Below are 16029 nucleotides of genomic sequence, written 5' to 3'. Positions count from 1 at the left end.
CTGATATCTATAAGCTCAGACTAGAGAATGAATGGTGTTTAAGGTAACTTGGTTCAATCATTCCCAACTTTCATGAATATCACTAAATGCTACTCGAAGGAATCGAAACTCTATTAGTGCTGAGCAAAGCAAAGACCATGAGCCGCACCGGCAGTCTGCTTTATATCAGCCAATCAGCAGTCAGCAAACGGATTGCTAACTTAGAAAAGAAACTAGGTAAAAAGCTCATAGAACCAAGTGGCCGACAGATAAAACTAACTCCCGATGCGATTGCATTAATCGAGAGTATCGGCCCTGCGTTCAATGAGCTCCGTGGTCTTATTTATGAACAGCAAGAGTTGGAAGACACTACTCTCATCACCTTAGATAGCTCTAAGTCTCTGATCGCAGGTTATTTAGGAGAGATGATGGGACAATTTATCCAACAAGATAAATACATCACGATTACTACTAATCACACCCCAAGAATTATAGAACGAGTTCAATCTGGTAAGGCAACCTTAGGACTATGCGCAGGCTTATTGCCACCTCATCATGGGTTAATGACTTTCCACCTGTTTGACGAACCGTTTTATATTGTGAGTAAGGCGCCACTTACTGAGCTTCCTCCTTCAGTCATTACCAACGACATGACTAATCCGGCAAACTCATATCAGTTATCTGTGCTTGAAAAGTTCGGCATCAAACCCTTGATGGAGATGGATGCCTACACCGCAGCCGCTCAGCTAGCGTTGGGTGGGACAGGACCAGCACTAATCCCGCTATCTATAGTAAAAACACTCAATATTGAGCCTCAACATCTGTTTAGCTTTGCCGAATTGAAGGGATTGATTCGACCGATTCATATCTGTGTAAGACCGAACAGCTATCAGTCTCCACGAGTTAAAACACTGATAGAATCCATTGTTGATGCTGTTCCCAAAGCAGTTTAGATGCCATTAACATCGACATCACGATCACAAGGGGGCGAATCCATTTTTGCCCTTTTGTCACCACTACTTTAGCGCCAAGCTGAGCGCCCATAAAGCCACCAACTGCCATCACTAAACCCAACTCCCAAATGGGTAAGCCAGCAATAATAAAGAAGATTAGAGCAGCAATATTCGAGGTAAAGTTGAGAACCTTAGTTCGAGCAGTAGCATCCACTAAAGAGAAATGCCCGATAGCGACAAAACAGACGGTGAAAATAGAGCCCGTTCCTGGTCCAAAAAATCCGTCATAGAAACCAACACCGCCACCAATGCACAAAGCAAACACCGCCTCAGACATCTTCTGTTTACCTTCAGAAGTTCTGGTTTGTGGTGCTAATAGAAAATAGAGAGAGATGGCGATAAGCAGTAATGGGATCATGCTCGTCAGCAAGCTCGCATCAATATGCTGTACTAACTCTGCACCAATCGCAGAACCAATAAAAGTACAGAGAATGGCAAGCCGCATCTCTTTAATGTTCACGATACCATTGCGTACGAAATACCAACTGGCCGAGAAGCTGCCAAAAGAACTTTGAAGTTTGTTGGTTGCCAATGCTTGCGTTGGTGGTACGCCTGCCGCTAGCAATGCGGGTAGAGTCAACAACCCACCGCCGCCAGCCATTGCATCAATAAAGCCTGCCGCCGTCGCAACAACAAACAAGATAGCCAATATCTCTAGAGTGATTTCCATATACCCAACGCCTTAAATTCTCGTGTAGCGACAACTTACCACCCAGAGCAAACGATCAACAACGAAACACAAGATTGTAACCTATTCCAAATTTTCATCATTTAGTCATCACCAGATTTTCATCATTTAACCGACACCAGATAACAGACATAAAAAAGCCCACTCCGATGAGTGGGCTTTGAGTATTTATATCCGCTTTATTGCTAACTTCATTTGAAATTAGCGGTACTTAGACAAATTTAAGCTAGAGAAGCTTTAACTTGTGCGTGTAGCTCTTGAACTGAAGTTACTGACGTTTTCGCGTCTGCAGTGTGCGCCATACAAGTCGCGAATGCAGCATTTAGCGTCGTCGTGTAGTTAACTTTCTCAGCCAATGCGCCACGACGAAGAACTTTCGAATCTTCAATCGCTTGACGGCCAGCCGCAGTGTTCACGATGTACGTGTACTCGTTGTTCTTGATACGGTCAAGAATGTGAGGACGACCTTCGTGTACCTTATTTACTAGACGTGGGTTGATACCCGCTTCGCCAAGAATAACCGCAGTGCCGTGTGTTGCGTCTAGCTGGTAACCAAGCTTAGACAGCTTAGATGCTAGGTCAACGACGCGCTCTTTGTCGCCTTCACGAACAGAAAGAAGCGCACGGCCGCCTTCTGGGTAAATGTTGCCACAACCCAATTCAGCTTTAGAGTATGCTTCAGCAAACGTTGCACCAACACCCATAACTTCACCAGTAGAGCGCATTTCTGGGCCTAATAGTGGGTCAACACCAGGGAACTTGTTGAACGGAAGCACAACTTCTTTGACAGAGTAGTATGGTGGGATGATTTCTTTCGTAAAGCCTTGAGACTCTAACGATTGACCCGCCATAACACGAGCAGCAATCTTAGCGACAGGCGCGCCTGTTGCTTTCGATACGAACGGTACAGTACGTGCAGCACGAGGGTTAACCTCAATTAGGTACACTTCGTTGTTCTTAACAGCAAACTGCGTATTCATTAGGCCACGAACACCCAACTCGAATGCTAGCTTTTCAACTTGCTCACGCATTACGTCTTGGATTTCTTGGCTTAGCGTGTAAGCAGGAAGAGAACATGCTGAGTCACCAGAGTGAACACCCGCTTGCTCGATATGCTCCATGATACCCGCAATAACTACGCGCTCACCGTCACAAATTGCATCAACGTCTACTTCAATTGCATCATCTAGGAAGCTATCAAGTAGTACTGGAGATTCATTTGAAACGCTTACCGCTTCGTTGAAGTAGCGACGTAAGTCTTGCTCGTCATATACGATTTCCATCGCACGACCACCAAGAACATAAGAAGGACGAACAACCAATGGGAAGCCAATCTCGCGAGATTTCTCTACCGCTTGCTCCATTGTTGTTACTGTCGCGTTTTCTGGTTGTAAAAGACCAAGACGGTCAACAGCAACTTGGAAACGCTCACGGTCTTCTGCACGGTCGATTGCGTCTGGGCTAGTACCAATGATAGGTACGCCAGCAGCTTCAAGCTCACGAGCCAGTTTCAATGGTGTTTGACCACCGTACTGAACGATAACGCCTTTTGGCTTCTCTACACGAACGATTGCTAGTACGTCTTCCAGAGTTACTGGTTCAAAGTACAGACGGTCAGACGTATCGTAGTCTGTCGAAACAGTCTCAGGGTTACAGTTAACCATGATTGTTTCGTAGCCATCTTCACGTAGTGCTAAAGAAGCATGTACACAACAGTAATCGAATTCAATACCTTGGCCGATACGGTTTGGACCGCCGCCTAAGATCATGATTTTCTCTTTGTCTGTTGGATTCGATTCACATTCGTCATCGTAAGATGAGTACATGTAAGCCGTGTCAGAAGAGAACTCAGCCGCACACGTATCTACACGCTTGTAGACTGGGTGAATATCGTATTGGTCACGCAGACGACGAATCTCACTTTCTGCAACACCTAGAATCTTAGATAGGCGAGCATCAGCAAAACCTTTACGCTTAAGCTTCATTAGCTCGTCTTTATTCAGACCAGCAAAGCCTTTCGCTTTAAGTTCTTGCTCTAGTTTTACGATGTCTTCGATTTGAACTAGGAACCAACGGTCAACTTGCGTTAGGTTGAATACACCATCGACTGACATACCAGCACGGAAAGCATCTGCGATGTACCAAATACGGTCAGAACCTGCTTCTTTAAGCTCATGGCGAATTGTAGTTAGCGCATCAGGTGCATCTAGGTCTACCATTTCGTCAAAGCCAGTCGCGCCAACTTCTAGGCCGCGAAGCGCTTTTTGTAGTGATTCTTGTTGGTTACGACCGATAGCCATAACTTCACCAACAGACTTCATTTGCGTCGTTAGACGGTCGTTAGCACCTGCAAATTTCTCGAAGTTAAAACGAGGAATCTTAGTTACTACGTAGTCGATTGTTGGTTCGAATGATGCCGGAGTTGCGCCGCCAGTGATGTCATTCATCAACTCGTCTAGCGTAAAGCCAACAGCCAGTTTCGCTGCAATCTTCGCGATTGGGAAACCTGTTGCTTTAGAAGCTAGTGCAGAAGAACGAGATACACGTGGGTTCATCTCGATGATAACCATACGGCCATCTTTCGGGTTGATACCAAACTGTACGTTTGAACCACCCGTTTCAACACCAATCTCACGCAGTACCGCTAGAGAAGCGTTACGCATCAGTTGGTATTCTTTGTCTGTTAGCGTTTGAGCCGGAGCCACTGTGATCGAGTCACCAGTGTGGATGCCCATTGGGTCGAAGTTTTCAATCGCACATACAATGATACAGTTGTCGTTCTTGTCGCGAACCACTTCCATCTCGTACTCTTTCCAACCGATAAGCGACTCATCGATTAGAAGTTCGTTGGTTGGAGAAAGGTCCAAACCACGGCGACAGATTTCTTCAAATTCTTCTTTGTTATAAGCGATACCGCCGCCTGTACCACCCATCGTAAACGATGGACGAATGATACAAGGGAAGCCAACCATTTCTTGAACTTTGTAAGCTTCTTCCATCGTTTTCGCTGTATCAGCCGTTGGACACTCTAGACCAATCGATTTCATTGCTTTATCAAAGCGAGAGCGATCTTCAGCTTTGTCGATAGCGTCAGCGGTTGCGCCAATCATCTCTACGCCGAACTCTTTAAGTACACCGTATTTTTCTAAATCTAACGCACAGTTAAGTGCAGTTTGGCCACCCATTGTAGGTAGAACTGCATCTGGCTTCTCTTTAGCGATGATATTGCGAACCACTTCCCATTGGATAGGTTCGATATAAGTCGCATCAGCCATCTCTGGGTCAGTCATGATTGTCGCAGGGTTCGAGTTTACAAGAATAACTCGGTAACCTTCTTCGCGAAGTGCTTTACAAGCTTGAGCACCAGAGTAATCAAACTCACATGCTTGACCGATAACAATCGGGCCAGCACCTAGAATTAGAACACTTTTAATGTCAGTACGTTTTGGCATTATCTACTACTCCGGATTACGCTTTGTCTTGTTTGTTTGCAACAGACTGGTTAATTAATTCAATGAAGTGGTCGAATAGCGGTGCCGCATCTTCTGGACCTGGGCTTGCTTCTGGGTGACCTTGGAAGCTAAATGCTGGTTTGTCTGTACGGTGGATACCTTGTAGAGAACCATCAAATAGAGACTTATGAGTCGCTCGTAATGTCTCTGGAAGCGTATCTTCGTCAGCAGCAAAGCCGTGGTTTTGTGAAGTAATCATCACAACATCACGATCTAAATCTTTAACCGGGTGGTTTGCACCGTGGTGACCAAACTTCATCTTCACTGTCTTAGCGCCTGACGCAAGAGCAAGAATCTGGTGACCTAGACAGATACCAAAGATTGGCAAACCTTTTTCTAGAAACACTTTTGTTGCTTCAATTGCGTAAGTACATGGTTCTGGGTCACCAGGGCCATTTGAAAGGAAAACACCGTCTGGGTTCAGTGCAAGTACTTCTTCAGCAGAAGTTTCAGCAGGAACAACCGTTAGGCGGCAGCCGCGGTCAACAAGCATTCGTAGGATGTTTCGTTTTGCACCGAAGTCATAAGCAACAACGTGGTATGGCAATTCAGAGTCTGCTTTCGCTTCAGGAAGTCCACCCGTAAGCGTCCACGAACCTTGTTTCCATTGATACGCTTCTTTTGTTGTAACTTCTTTCGCAAGGTCCATACCTTTCAGGCCAGGGAATTCTTTTGCTTTAGCAAGAGCTAGAGCCTCATCAAGGTTGTTACCCGCTACGATACAACCGTTTTGAGCACCTTTTTCACGAAGAATACGCGTCAGCTTACGAGTATCGATATCAGCGATACCAACAACGTTTTGCGACTTAAGGTAATCAGAAAGGGATTGTTCATTACGGAAGTTAGAAGCGATTAGAGGGAGATCGCGAATCACAAGGCCTTGAGCGTGGATTGAAGAAGATTCTTCATCTTCGGAATTGGTTCCGGTATTGCCAATGTGAGGGTAAGTAAGGGTAACGATTTGTTGAGAATAGGAAGGATCAGTGAGGATTTCTTGGTACCCCGTCATCGAGGTATTAAAAACGACTTCACCAACTGCAGAACCTACAGCGCCAATGGCTTCACCGTGAAATACTGTCCCATCTTCTAGGACGAGTAGTGCTGACTTCTTCAAGACAACCTCCAGAAATAAAAATGCATTAAAATTGATTTAATTTGCAAATCTACCTTCCTGTAACACCAAAAACTGCGTGTTTATGGAAATTAGACAAATTGGCGATATTCTAGTGATCTGCGTGATACGTGTCAACATTTAACGAGAAAGAAATTAAACATTTGTAAGAACTAATTCAATTTCCCCCATCAAAGCTTCAAAAGTTCAACTTTCATACTCTATTAATAGGAATATTACGATTTTCTAATTTTCGCCCGTCATTTTCACCCACCATTAGGTGGAAAAAATATCACCAACAAAACGCAATCGATAAATACAATGAGAAAACATATACATTTAAAGCCTTAAACCAAAAAAAATGACGAAGCAGCTATAAATAACAGCCAAATGCAGTTCTAATCAGGAAAATTAGAGAATAAGAAGAAAGTAACCAAGAGGAGTTTAAGTGGGGAAAAGCGGTAAATAAAGAAAGCGCCGGCAATTGCCAGCGCATAAATATCTATTTACAGGTCATTCAAACCAAGGACATCCGTCATGGTATAAAAGCCTGCTGGCTTGTCATTTAGCCAAACAGCCGCCTTGATCGCACCATTGGCAAAGGTCATTCTATCCGTTGCTTTATGGGTAATTTCAACGCGCTCGCCAATATCAGCAAACATAGCGGTATGCTCACCAATGATGTCACCGGCACGAATGGTCGCAAAACCGATCTCATCTTTTGTTCGCTCGCCCGTAATGCCTTCGCGTGACCATACAGCGACATCGTTTAGCTCGTTGTCCATCGCTCCGGCTATCGCTTCGCCCATGCCAATCGCAGTACCAGAAGGTGCATCGACTTTATGACGGTGGTGAGCCTCAACTATTTCAACATCACAGTAATCGCCCATCACTTTAGCGGCCTTTTCTAGCAGCTTAAATACTAGGTTCACACCAACGCTGTAGTTTGGTGCCATTACAATAGACATCTCTTTTGATGCTGCATCGATAACCTGCTTTTCTTCTTCAGAGAAACCAGTAGTGCCGATGATCAGTTTTTTACCGTGACGCTTACAAAGTTCAATATTCGCTAATGTGCTCACAGGTGCGGTAAAGTCGACGATCACATCAAACTCTTCAATCGCTTTCGAAAGGTCATCAACTAGAGCTACATCAAAACGACCTTCACCGCATAACTCGCCAACGTCAACACCGACCAAAGATGACTCTGGACGCTCTGAACCAGCACCAACGCTTGCTTCTGAATTATGGTGAGCGGCTTTCACCAAGTTACGACCCATACGGCCAGCTGCTCCTGCAATTGCAATTCTTACCACTGCGAATATCTCCATTGTTTTGGTTACCGTCACTGCTCATCTGTCGCAGCAACGTTCATTCGATTAATCTCTTTAAACTAACAACAATCTCAAACTCAGGCTAGCAATTACGAAAACTCTTTTATTACTCGCTCTAAAATTGGCACATTCGCTTCAGGGAATGCGTATTGGCTCAATGATTCAAGATCGACCCATTCACCTTGCTGGCCTTCTTTACCATAAGGCTGTTGCTCGAAATCAGTCACAAGGATGAAATCAAACTTAAGCGACTTGTCACTGTAATCAAACTCAAGGTGTTCAAACAGAGACTGTTCAGTCACCTTAATACCAATCTCTTCATCAAGTTCACGAGCCATCGCCTGCTCAATGGTTTCGCCCACTTCTACTTTACCACCAGGAAATTCCCAGAAACCGCCTTTGTGCTTGTCATCTGGGCGCTTAGTAATAAATACCTGTGACTTATCTTGGTTGAAGATAATACCCGCTACAATATGGATTCTTTTCATATGATGATGTTCCTTAATAAAACGTTTCGCTCACGTAGCCCCTAAATACATCCCCCTCAGAAGGAGGAATGACTGAGTTGGGATCGAATACAGCAGCGTGAGCCTAACTATTAAACGAGATTCCCTACCGCGCTCGTTCATCGTATAGGGAATGATGACTTACCCTTTCGTAAAAAGGTAAGTCATGAAATTTACATACAAAAAGAGCCGCCTAAGCGACTCTTTTTAATAACAGCAAGTTTTTATAAAGCTAAGTTGTAACGTGTTAAGTGCAAGGAGGAGGCACGAAGCTTACGTTAGTAAGTGAGCACGTCCGACACTGCAATTATCCGTTACAGCGAAGATTCACCAAACTTAGTCAATTTTACCGTGACACTGTTTGTATTTTTTACCACTTCCACATGGGCATGGTTCGTTACGACCCACTTTACGCTCATCACGTACGACCGTTTGTGGAGATACAGCGTCAGTTTCATCGCCAGCCAACTGATTTTCAGCAGTTGCATGTTGTGCTTGTGCACGACGCGCCGCTTCTTCAGCTTGAGCTTGACGTTGAGCTTCCATCTTTTCAACTTCTTCTTGTTGCTGAACGCGAACTTTAGAAAGGATGGTAACAACGTCTGTTTTCAGTACATCTAGTAGGCCTTCAAACAGTTCAAACGACTCGCGCTTGTACTCTTGTTTCGGGTTCTTCTGAGCATAACCACGTAAGTGGATACCTTGACGAAGGTGATCCATCGCAGCCAAGTGCTCTTTCCAAAGACCGTCTAGCGTTTGTAGCATCACAGACTTCTCGAAGTTACGCAGTACTTGAGCACCAACCACTTCTTCTTTCTGTTTGTACGAATCTACCGCCATACCAAGAATGCGCTCACGCAATGCTTCTTCATAAAGCTTGTCGTCTTCGTCTAACCAACCTTGAATATCAAAGTCTAGATCGAAGTCATTCTTCAGACGATCTTGCAGACCCGCAATATCCCACATGTCTTCAAGAGACTGAGGAGCAATGTATTCATCAATGACTGACGCCAGTACATCTTCACGGTTGTGTTCGATCATCTCACTGATGTCATCTGAGCTCATCAGCTCATCACGTAGCTCATAAACAACCTTACGTTGGTCATTGGCTACATCATCGTACTCAAGAAGCTGCTTACGGATGTCGAAGTTACGACCTTCCACTTTACGTTGTGCTTTTTCAATTGAGCGAGACAGCATCTTAGATTCAATCGCTTCGCCTTCGTCCATACCACTTTGGATAAGACCAGCCATACGATCAGATGTAAAGATACGTAATAGCGAATCTTCCATTGATAGGTAGAAACGAGAAGAACCTGCATCACCTTGACGACCAGAACGACCACGTAGCTGGTTATCGATACGGCGAGATTCATGACGCTCAGTACCAATGATGTGCAGACCACCTGACTCAAGAACTTTATCGTGGATAATTCTCCAGTCAGCTTTGATCTTGTCGATCTGCTCTTTCGTTGGATTATCTAGTTTCTCAATTTGTGCTTGCCAGCTACCACCTAACACGATATCGGTACCACGACCAGCCATGTTAGTTGCGATAGTTACCGCACTCGGCATACCAGCTTGTGCAACGATCTCAGCTTCCATTTCGTGGAACTTAGCATTGAGAACGTTGTGCTTAATTTTTGCTTTTTTCAGTGCATTAGACAGCAGTTCAGATTTCTCGATAGAAACCGTACCAACCAATGATGGCTGACCAGCAGTTACACGGTCCTTGATGTCTTCAATGATCGCATTGAACTTGTCTTCTTCGGTACGATAAACCACATCAGGCATATCGTTACGAACCATAGGTTTGTTGGTTGGGATAACCACCGTTTCTAGGCCGTAGATAGACTGGAATTCGAAAGCTTCAGTATCGGCAGTACCTGTCATGCCTGACAGTTTTTCGTACAGTCGGAAGAAGTTCTGGAATGTTATTGATGCTAGCGTTTGGTTTTCATTTTGAATCTTCACACCTTCTTTCGCTTCAACAGCTTGGTGTAAACCTTCAGACCAACGACGACCTGGCATAGTACGACCAGTATGTTCATCAACGATAACCACTTCGCCTTCTTCAGTAACGATATAGTCGACGTCTTTCTCAAACAATACGTGTGCACGAAGCGCAGCATTCACGTGGTGCAATAGACTGATATTGGTTGGAGAGTAAAGTGTGTCGCCCTCTTCCATCAGACCATTTTTGACCATTAGCTCTTCAACAAATTCTTGACCGTTTTCAGTCAGGTGAACCTGTTTCGATTTTTCGTCCATGGTGTAGTGACCTTCACCACGGTACTCTTCTGAATCTTCTTTATCTTGACGCTCTAGAGAAGGAATTAGAGTGTTGATGCGCGTATAAAGGTCAGAACTATCTTCGGCTGGGCCAGAGATAATTAACGGAGTACGGGCTTCATCAATTAAGATTGAGTCAACTTCATCGACAACAGCGAAGAAACGTTCACGTTGAACACGATCTTCGGCACGGAAAGCCATGTTGTCACGCAAGTAATCGAAACCAAACTCGTTGTTTGTTCCGTATAGGATATCCGCTTGGTACGCTTCTTTTTTCTCTGGCGGAGCCATGTTTGGCACGTTCACGCCAACAGTCATACCAAGAAACTCAAATAATGGACGGTTTGTTTCAGCATCACGCTTAGCTAGGTAATCGTTCACCGTTACTACGTGAACACCTTTGCTTGGTAGAGCGTTAAGATAAGCTGGTAGGGTTGCTGTAAGAGTCTTACCCTCACCAGTACGCATCTCTGCAATTTGACCAGCATCTAGAACCATGCCGCCAATTAATTGCACGTCGAAGTGACGCATACCGTAAACACGTTTAGACGCTTCACGTACCGTAGCAAATGCTTCAGGTAGAAGTTGATCTAACGATTCGCCTTTATCTAAGCGCTCACGAAACTCAACGGTTTTTGCTTTTAGCTCTTCATCAGAAAGAACTTCTAACGTTGGTTCGTAGTTATTAATTTCTTTTACAATTTTTCTAAGGCGGCGCAGTGTTCTGTCATTGCGACTGCCAATTACCTTTGTCAGCAGCTTAGTAATCATGTGCTTGGAATCTCTTCGTTCTCAGATCGTCCGCGATCTATTTTAAATGCCGTCAGTCTCTACTAGTTATGAACTAGTCTTCAGTTACTAACCAAGGATACTGAGATAAATCTAGTATCTTTGATATTGTACTTGAGAGTAGAGTTTTCAAGGCTTGAGTTAAAATTAATGCTCTCTAGTGTAAGTAATTTTCACACCAACGACCATTTATAACCCCATTTGTTTGATGTGCTTGGAAGTTTTCTTTCTAATTGCTGATGGAATAGCCAAACAACAGCTCTTTAGTAGGCAACTTTCGGATGTTGATGACACTGTATCTGGAAAATAGATACAAAAAAACCAGGTCGATGACCTGGTTTTCGAAATCTTATATTGTTGTAAGCAACAATTACGCTAAAACCATTCCTGGTTCTGCAAATGCAACAGGAGAGCCCACTTCTTCTTCGAATGTTGCCCACTCCCAAGCTTCTGCGTCAGCAAGTACTGCACGTAGTAGTTGGTTGTTTAGGCCATGACCTGATTTGTATGCACGGAACTCACCAATAATAGCGTGTCCACACATGTAAAGGTCACCAATCGCGTCGAGTACTTTATGAGTGACAAACTCATTATCAAAACGCAGACCTTCTTCATTAAGAATTCGGTATTCGTCAAGTACGATAGCATTATCGAAGCTACCGCCAAGTACTAAGTTTTGAGATTGTAGATACTCAATATCACGCATGAAACCGAAAGTACGAGCGCGTGAAATCTGCTTCACAAAACCTTGTGAAGAGAAATCAAACAACAAACGTTGCTCATCAGATTCAATTGCTGGGTGGTTAAAGTCGATCTCAAAGTCCATACGGAAGCCGTTAAATGGAACAAACTCTGCCCATTTATCGCCATCTTCAAAACGGATAGGCTTTTTGATTCGAATAAAACGCTTCGCTGCATTCAGTGTTTCTACACCCGCTTGCTGTAGCAAATATACGAATGGGCTTGCGCTACCATCCATAATTGGAATCTCTGGTGCATCTACTTCAACAATAATGTTGTCGATGCCCATACCCGCTAAAGCTGCGTTAAGGTGCTCCACTGTAGAGATACGTATGCCTTCGTCATTAACAAGAGCAGTACATAGCATAGTGTCACGAACTGATGCTGGATCAGCTGGAAAATCTACAGGTGGATTTACATCAGTACGACGATAAACAATACCTGTATTTGCAGCTGCAGGGCGAAGAGTAAGTGTGACTTTACGACCAGAGTGGAGACCCACACCAGTTGTTTTCACAATTTCTTTCAGAGTACGTTGTCTGATCATCTGCTTGCCTCTTATCAGTGCTACAAATCACGGTCAGTATTTACCGACCGCGAATTTTACCATTAATTCGACGATAGTCAAATTTTGGGTATTTGTTAATCAGCCTGACGTCGTAAGAATGCTGGAATATCTAAGTATCCACTCTCTTTCTCAGCTTTAGGTGCAGCACTTTGGCTAGCGCCTGTACCTGAAGAAACAGGTGACGTTGTTGGCTGTGGTTTAACTTGAGGTTTAACCTCAGTTTTTTGTTGCAATGGTTGTGCCACTTTCTCTTCCACTTTTGGTGCAGTTTGAGCCGCTACCTGTGGTTGAGGAGTTGGTGCAACTTTTGCTTTTCCACCAGCAACTAATGTGATGTCTGGTTTTTTCTCTGTTCCGATACCTGTTGCAACAACAGTTACACGGATTTCATCCGTCATATCAGGATCTAGAGAAGTACCAATCACGACAGTTGCGTTATCAGAAGCGAATGCCTTAACTGTATTACCCACAGTTTCGAATTCATCTAGACGCATATCTAGGCCTGCTGTGATGTTCACAAGAACGCCACGCGCGCCAGCTAGGTCGATGTCTTCTAGTAGTGGGCTAGAAATTGCTGTTTCAGCAGCTTCTTCAGCACGGTCTTCACCTTTTGCGATACCGCTACCCATCATTGCATGACCCATCTCAGACATTACAGTGCGAACATCCGCGAAATCGACGTTAATCATACCAGGGCGAGTAATTAGCTCTGCGATACCTTGTACAGCGTTTTTAAGTACATCATTTGCACTTGCGAAAGCTTCAAGCAGTGTTACACCACGGCCAAGTACTTTAAGTAGCTTTTCATTTGGAATCGTAATTAAAGAATCCACATGTTTAGAAAGCTCTTCAATACCTTGCTCAGCAAACGCTAAACGCTTTTTGCCTTCAAAGCTAAATGGCTTAGTTACAACAGCAACCGTTAGCACACCAAGCTCTTTCGCAACTTCAGCAATAACTGGAGCAGCACCAGTACCAGTACCACCGCCCATACCAGCTGCGATAAATACCATATCGGCGCCAGTTAGAACTTCTTTAATTCTTTCTCGATCTTCGAGAGCTGCATCACGGCCTACTTGTGGGTTTGCACCAGCGCCCAAACCTTTAGTGATATCACCACCAATTTGGATCACGCTGCTCACGCTTGTTTTACGAAGAGCTTGAGCATCAGTGTTAACACTGATGAATTCTACACCTTCGATTGACTCACGTACCATGTGCTCAACAGCGTTACCGCCACCGCCACCAACTCCAACGACTTTAATTACTGCATCGTCAGACATTTCCATCATCGGTTCAAACATGTGTTATCTCCGTTTTTTCCTGCAACTCAGGTTAAAACTCTTTTTGTATCCAATTACGCAATTTACCAAACAAGCCTGACATAGAAGGTGCTGAACGCTTAGGTTCGCTGTAATCACCCTCATCACTTATCTGACAATCTCTTGCGTAATGAAGTAAACCAACCGCCGTAGAATGATACGGCTCTTTAACATAATCGGTTAAGCCACTAACTTCTAATGGCTTACCAACTCGAACTTGATTGCGGAAAACGCGTTCCGCACACTCTACTAATCCGTCAATTTGTGCCGCTCCACCAGTGAGAACGACGCCAGCTGCAAGGTGGTGTTTAATACCTTCATCTCGTAGCTGTAATTGAACCGTATCAATAGTTTGGTTAACGAGGCCCATAAGTTCAGTGTAACGTGGTTCAATCACTTCCGACAAAGTTTGTCGTTGCAAACTTCTCGATGGACGGCCACCTACACTAGGGACGTTAACAGAATCATCCTTGCTTACGAGTTCACTCAGAGCGCAACCATGGTTTACTTTTATCTCTTCAGCATCGCTCACTGGCGTGCCGAAAGCGAAGGCAATATCACTGGTTACTGCATTTCCTGCGTAGGAAAAGACTTCTGTGTGTCGCAGTGCGCCGCCAGTCCAAATGGAGATATCCATCGTACCGGCACCAATATCAACAACACATACTCCAAGCTCTCTCTCGTCGTCAGTAATTACCGCATTACTTGAGGCAAGTCCTGAAAACACGATTTGCTCTACAGTGAGACCACATCGTTCAACAGCTTTAATAATGTTTCTCGCCATGTCGCTATGGCAAGAAATTAGGTGAACGCTGACCTCCATTCGAACACCAGATAAACCAAGTGGATTCTTAATCCCTTCTTGGTAATCGATGGTAAATTCTTGTGGAATCACGTGCAGAATTCTCTGCTCATCACCTATTTTAATTGATTTCGCGGTATGGATCGCTCGATCCATATCGTCTTGAGACACCTCTTCATCTGAAATAGTGCCCATGCCTTTTTCAATTCGGCTTGCGATATGTTTGCCCGATAGCGAGATAAACACATTGCTGATTTGGCATTCCGCCATCAACTCTGCTTGATCAATGGCTCGCTGAACCGACTTAACTACCGACTCTAGGTCGTTTACACCACCTTTATCCATACCTCTGGATGGGCTTTGCCCTGATCCAATGATATTGATTTGACCATCAGGCAATATTTCACCAACCAGAGCGGATATGGTCGCAGTGCCTATATCAAGACCAACGATTAAGTTGTCATCTGCGGTCTTAGTCATCTGTGCTCTCTTTTAACTATTGCTCTGGAAACCAGCCTACAGCGGCTCCCGTATCATACCTGAGGTCGATGTAGCTCACTTGATTCGCCTTACTACCTAATTCGTTGTAAAGCGAAATGAAGCGTTCAACACGCTCATCTAAAGAATCTTTACCTAGTTCTAAACGAATACCGTTATCTAGGATTATTTGCCAAGCGCGACGCTCATTGAGAACGAGCGAGGTAACGGTTAACCCAAGACTGTTAATCAAAGGGGTTATCTGTCGCCATTTTTCTATCACTTTTTGGCTGGTGCCGTCTGGGCCGTAAAGCTTGACTCTATCGCCCTTCAAAAGGCCGATATCACCATTGAACACCTGACCATTCTCATTCAGCAGCATGTTGCCATTCCAGATTGCTGCCGCGTGGTATTCGGTCAAAAATACTTTTATTGTGTCTGGCCACTGCTTACGAATAGAGACAACAGATACCCAAGGCAATGCTTCTAAACTGTCTTGCAACACACCGATGTCTTGCGACATGAATGTTCCAATATGTTCTAGCTCGCCAAAAGCATGCTGAACATCACCAGCGGTCACGTAAGTTAAATCGCCTTGAAGTACTATTTTGGAAAGAGGCAATCGCTGATCGTCCCACATCCAAGTCAGTGTGGTATAGAAAAGAAACCCAATGAATAGCAATACCACTACAAAAAAAGACCCACCTAGGGCGTGTTTCTTAAGTGATGGTAAACTGAATAGGTGGCGGTTTTCGCTAAAAGCACTTTCTACCAAAGCCCGCATTCCCTGTCGTTGGTTCGCAATTCTATTCCCTATTTTGTAATAGAGGTAAAAGCACTTACTTTAACCTATGAATTATACTGAGCAAAATCAAACTATCAAACGTTGATAATA

Annotated in this window: 11 protein-coding genes; 1 reads left to right on the top strand and 10 read right to left on the bottom strand. The window is 44.3% G+C overall.

The annotated features are described in order from the left end of the window. The first annotated feature begins 86 nt into the window (after positions 1 to 86). Positions 87 to 932 carry a LysR family transcriptional regulator gene (locus AACW75_RS22510; RefSeq protein ID WP_108152599.1) on the top strand — a complete coding sequence of 282 codons (846 nt, stop codon included), beginning with the start codon at positions 87 to 89 and terminating at the stop codon, positions 930 to 932. Here AACW75_RS22510 and AACW75_RS22505 read toward each other — a convergent pair. The 10 genes from AACW75_RS22505 to AACW75_RS22460 all read right to left on the bottom strand — a co-directional run bounded on the left by AACW75_RS22505 (position 883) and on the right by AACW75_RS22460 (position 15909). Then, positions 883 to 1662, bottom strand: coding sequence for a TSUP family transporter (locus AACW75_RS22505; protein ID WP_145564644.1), 780 nt, complete (start codon positions 1660 to 1662; stop codon positions 883 to 885). The two genes, AACW75_RS22510 and AACW75_RS22505, sit on opposite strands and share 50 nt — an antisense overlap. A 239-nt stretch (positions 1663 to 1901) precedes the next feature. Continuing rightward, positions 1902 to 5132 carry a carbamoyl-phosphate synthase large subunit gene (carB, locus tag AACW75_RS22500; RefSeq protein ID WP_017072830.1) on the bottom strand — a complete coding sequence of 1077 codons (3231 nt, stop codon included), beginning with the start codon at positions 5130 to 5132 and terminating at the stop codon, positions 1902 to 1904. A 16-nt stretch (positions 5133 to 5148) separates the two neighbouring features. Further along, complete coding sequence (gene carA, locus AACW75_RS22495; protein WP_017072829.1) at positions 5149 to 6306, bottom strand: glutamine-hydrolyzing carbamoyl-phosphate synthase small subunit; 1158 nt, start codon at positions 6304 to 6306, stop codon at positions 5149 to 5151. 503 nt (positions 6307 to 6809) lie between these two features. Then, positions 6810 to 7634 carry a 4-hydroxy-tetrahydrodipicolinate reductase gene (gene dapB / locus AACW75_RS22490; RefSeq protein ID WP_186437178.1) on the bottom strand — a complete coding sequence of 275 codons (825 nt, stop codon included), beginning with the start codon at positions 7632 to 7634 and terminating at the stop codon, positions 6810 to 6812. 92 nt (positions 7635 to 7726) lie between these two features. Then, positions 7727 to 8125, bottom strand: a complete 399-nt coding sequence (gene mutT / locus AACW75_RS22485) for an 8-oxo-dGTP diphosphatase MutT (RefSeq protein ID WP_145564642.1) — start codon at positions 8123 to 8125, stop codon at positions 7727 to 7729. Positions 8126 to 8479: 354 nt separating this feature from the next. Next, positions 8480 to 11206: a preprotein translocase subunit SecA gene (gene secA, locus AACW75_RS22480; protein ID WP_017072826.1), complete on the bottom strand. Its 2727-nt coding sequence runs from the start codon at positions 11204 to 11206 to the stop codon at positions 8480 to 8482. 388 nt (positions 11207 to 11594) lie between these two features. Continuing rightward, positions 11595 to 12512 carry a UDP-3-O-acyl-N-acetylglucosamine deacetylase gene (gene lpxC, locus AACW75_RS22475; RefSeq protein WP_017072825.1) on the bottom strand — a complete coding sequence of 306 codons (918 nt, stop codon included), beginning with the start codon at positions 12510 to 12512 and terminating at the stop codon, positions 11595 to 11597. Positions 12513 to 12607: 95 nt separating this feature from the next. After that, the gene (gene ftsZ / locus AACW75_RS22470; RefSeq protein WP_017072824.1) at positions 12608 to 13837 is read right to left on the bottom strand and encodes a cell division protein FtsZ; all 1230 of its coding nucleotides are present in this window, start codon (positions 13835 to 13837) and stop codon (positions 12608 to 12610) included. Positions 13838 to 13868: 31 nt separating this feature from the next. Then, positions 13869 to 15137, bottom strand: a complete 1269-nt coding sequence (gene ftsA / locus AACW75_RS22465) for a cell division protein FtsA (RefSeq protein WP_017072823.1) — start codon at positions 15135 to 15137, stop codon at positions 13869 to 13871. A 16-nt stretch (positions 15138 to 15153) separates the two neighbouring features. Then, a complete protein-coding gene (locus AACW75_RS22460) occupies positions 15154 to 15909 on the bottom strand; it encodes a cell division protein FtsQ/DivIB (RefSeq protein WP_029224737.1) in 756 nt (251 codons plus the stop codon). Positions 15910 to 16029 lie beyond the last annotated feature (120 nt).

Origin of the sequence: Vibrio sp. L3-7 (assembly GCF_963898195.1) — a bacterium.
GTDB classification, from domain to species: Bacteria; Pseudomonadota; Gammaproteobacteria; order Enterobacterales; family Vibrionaceae; genus Vibrio; species Vibrio echinoideorum.
The sequence above is the reverse complement of the archived record's forward strand: the minus strand, read 5'-3'. Positions and strand labels throughout refer to the sequence as shown.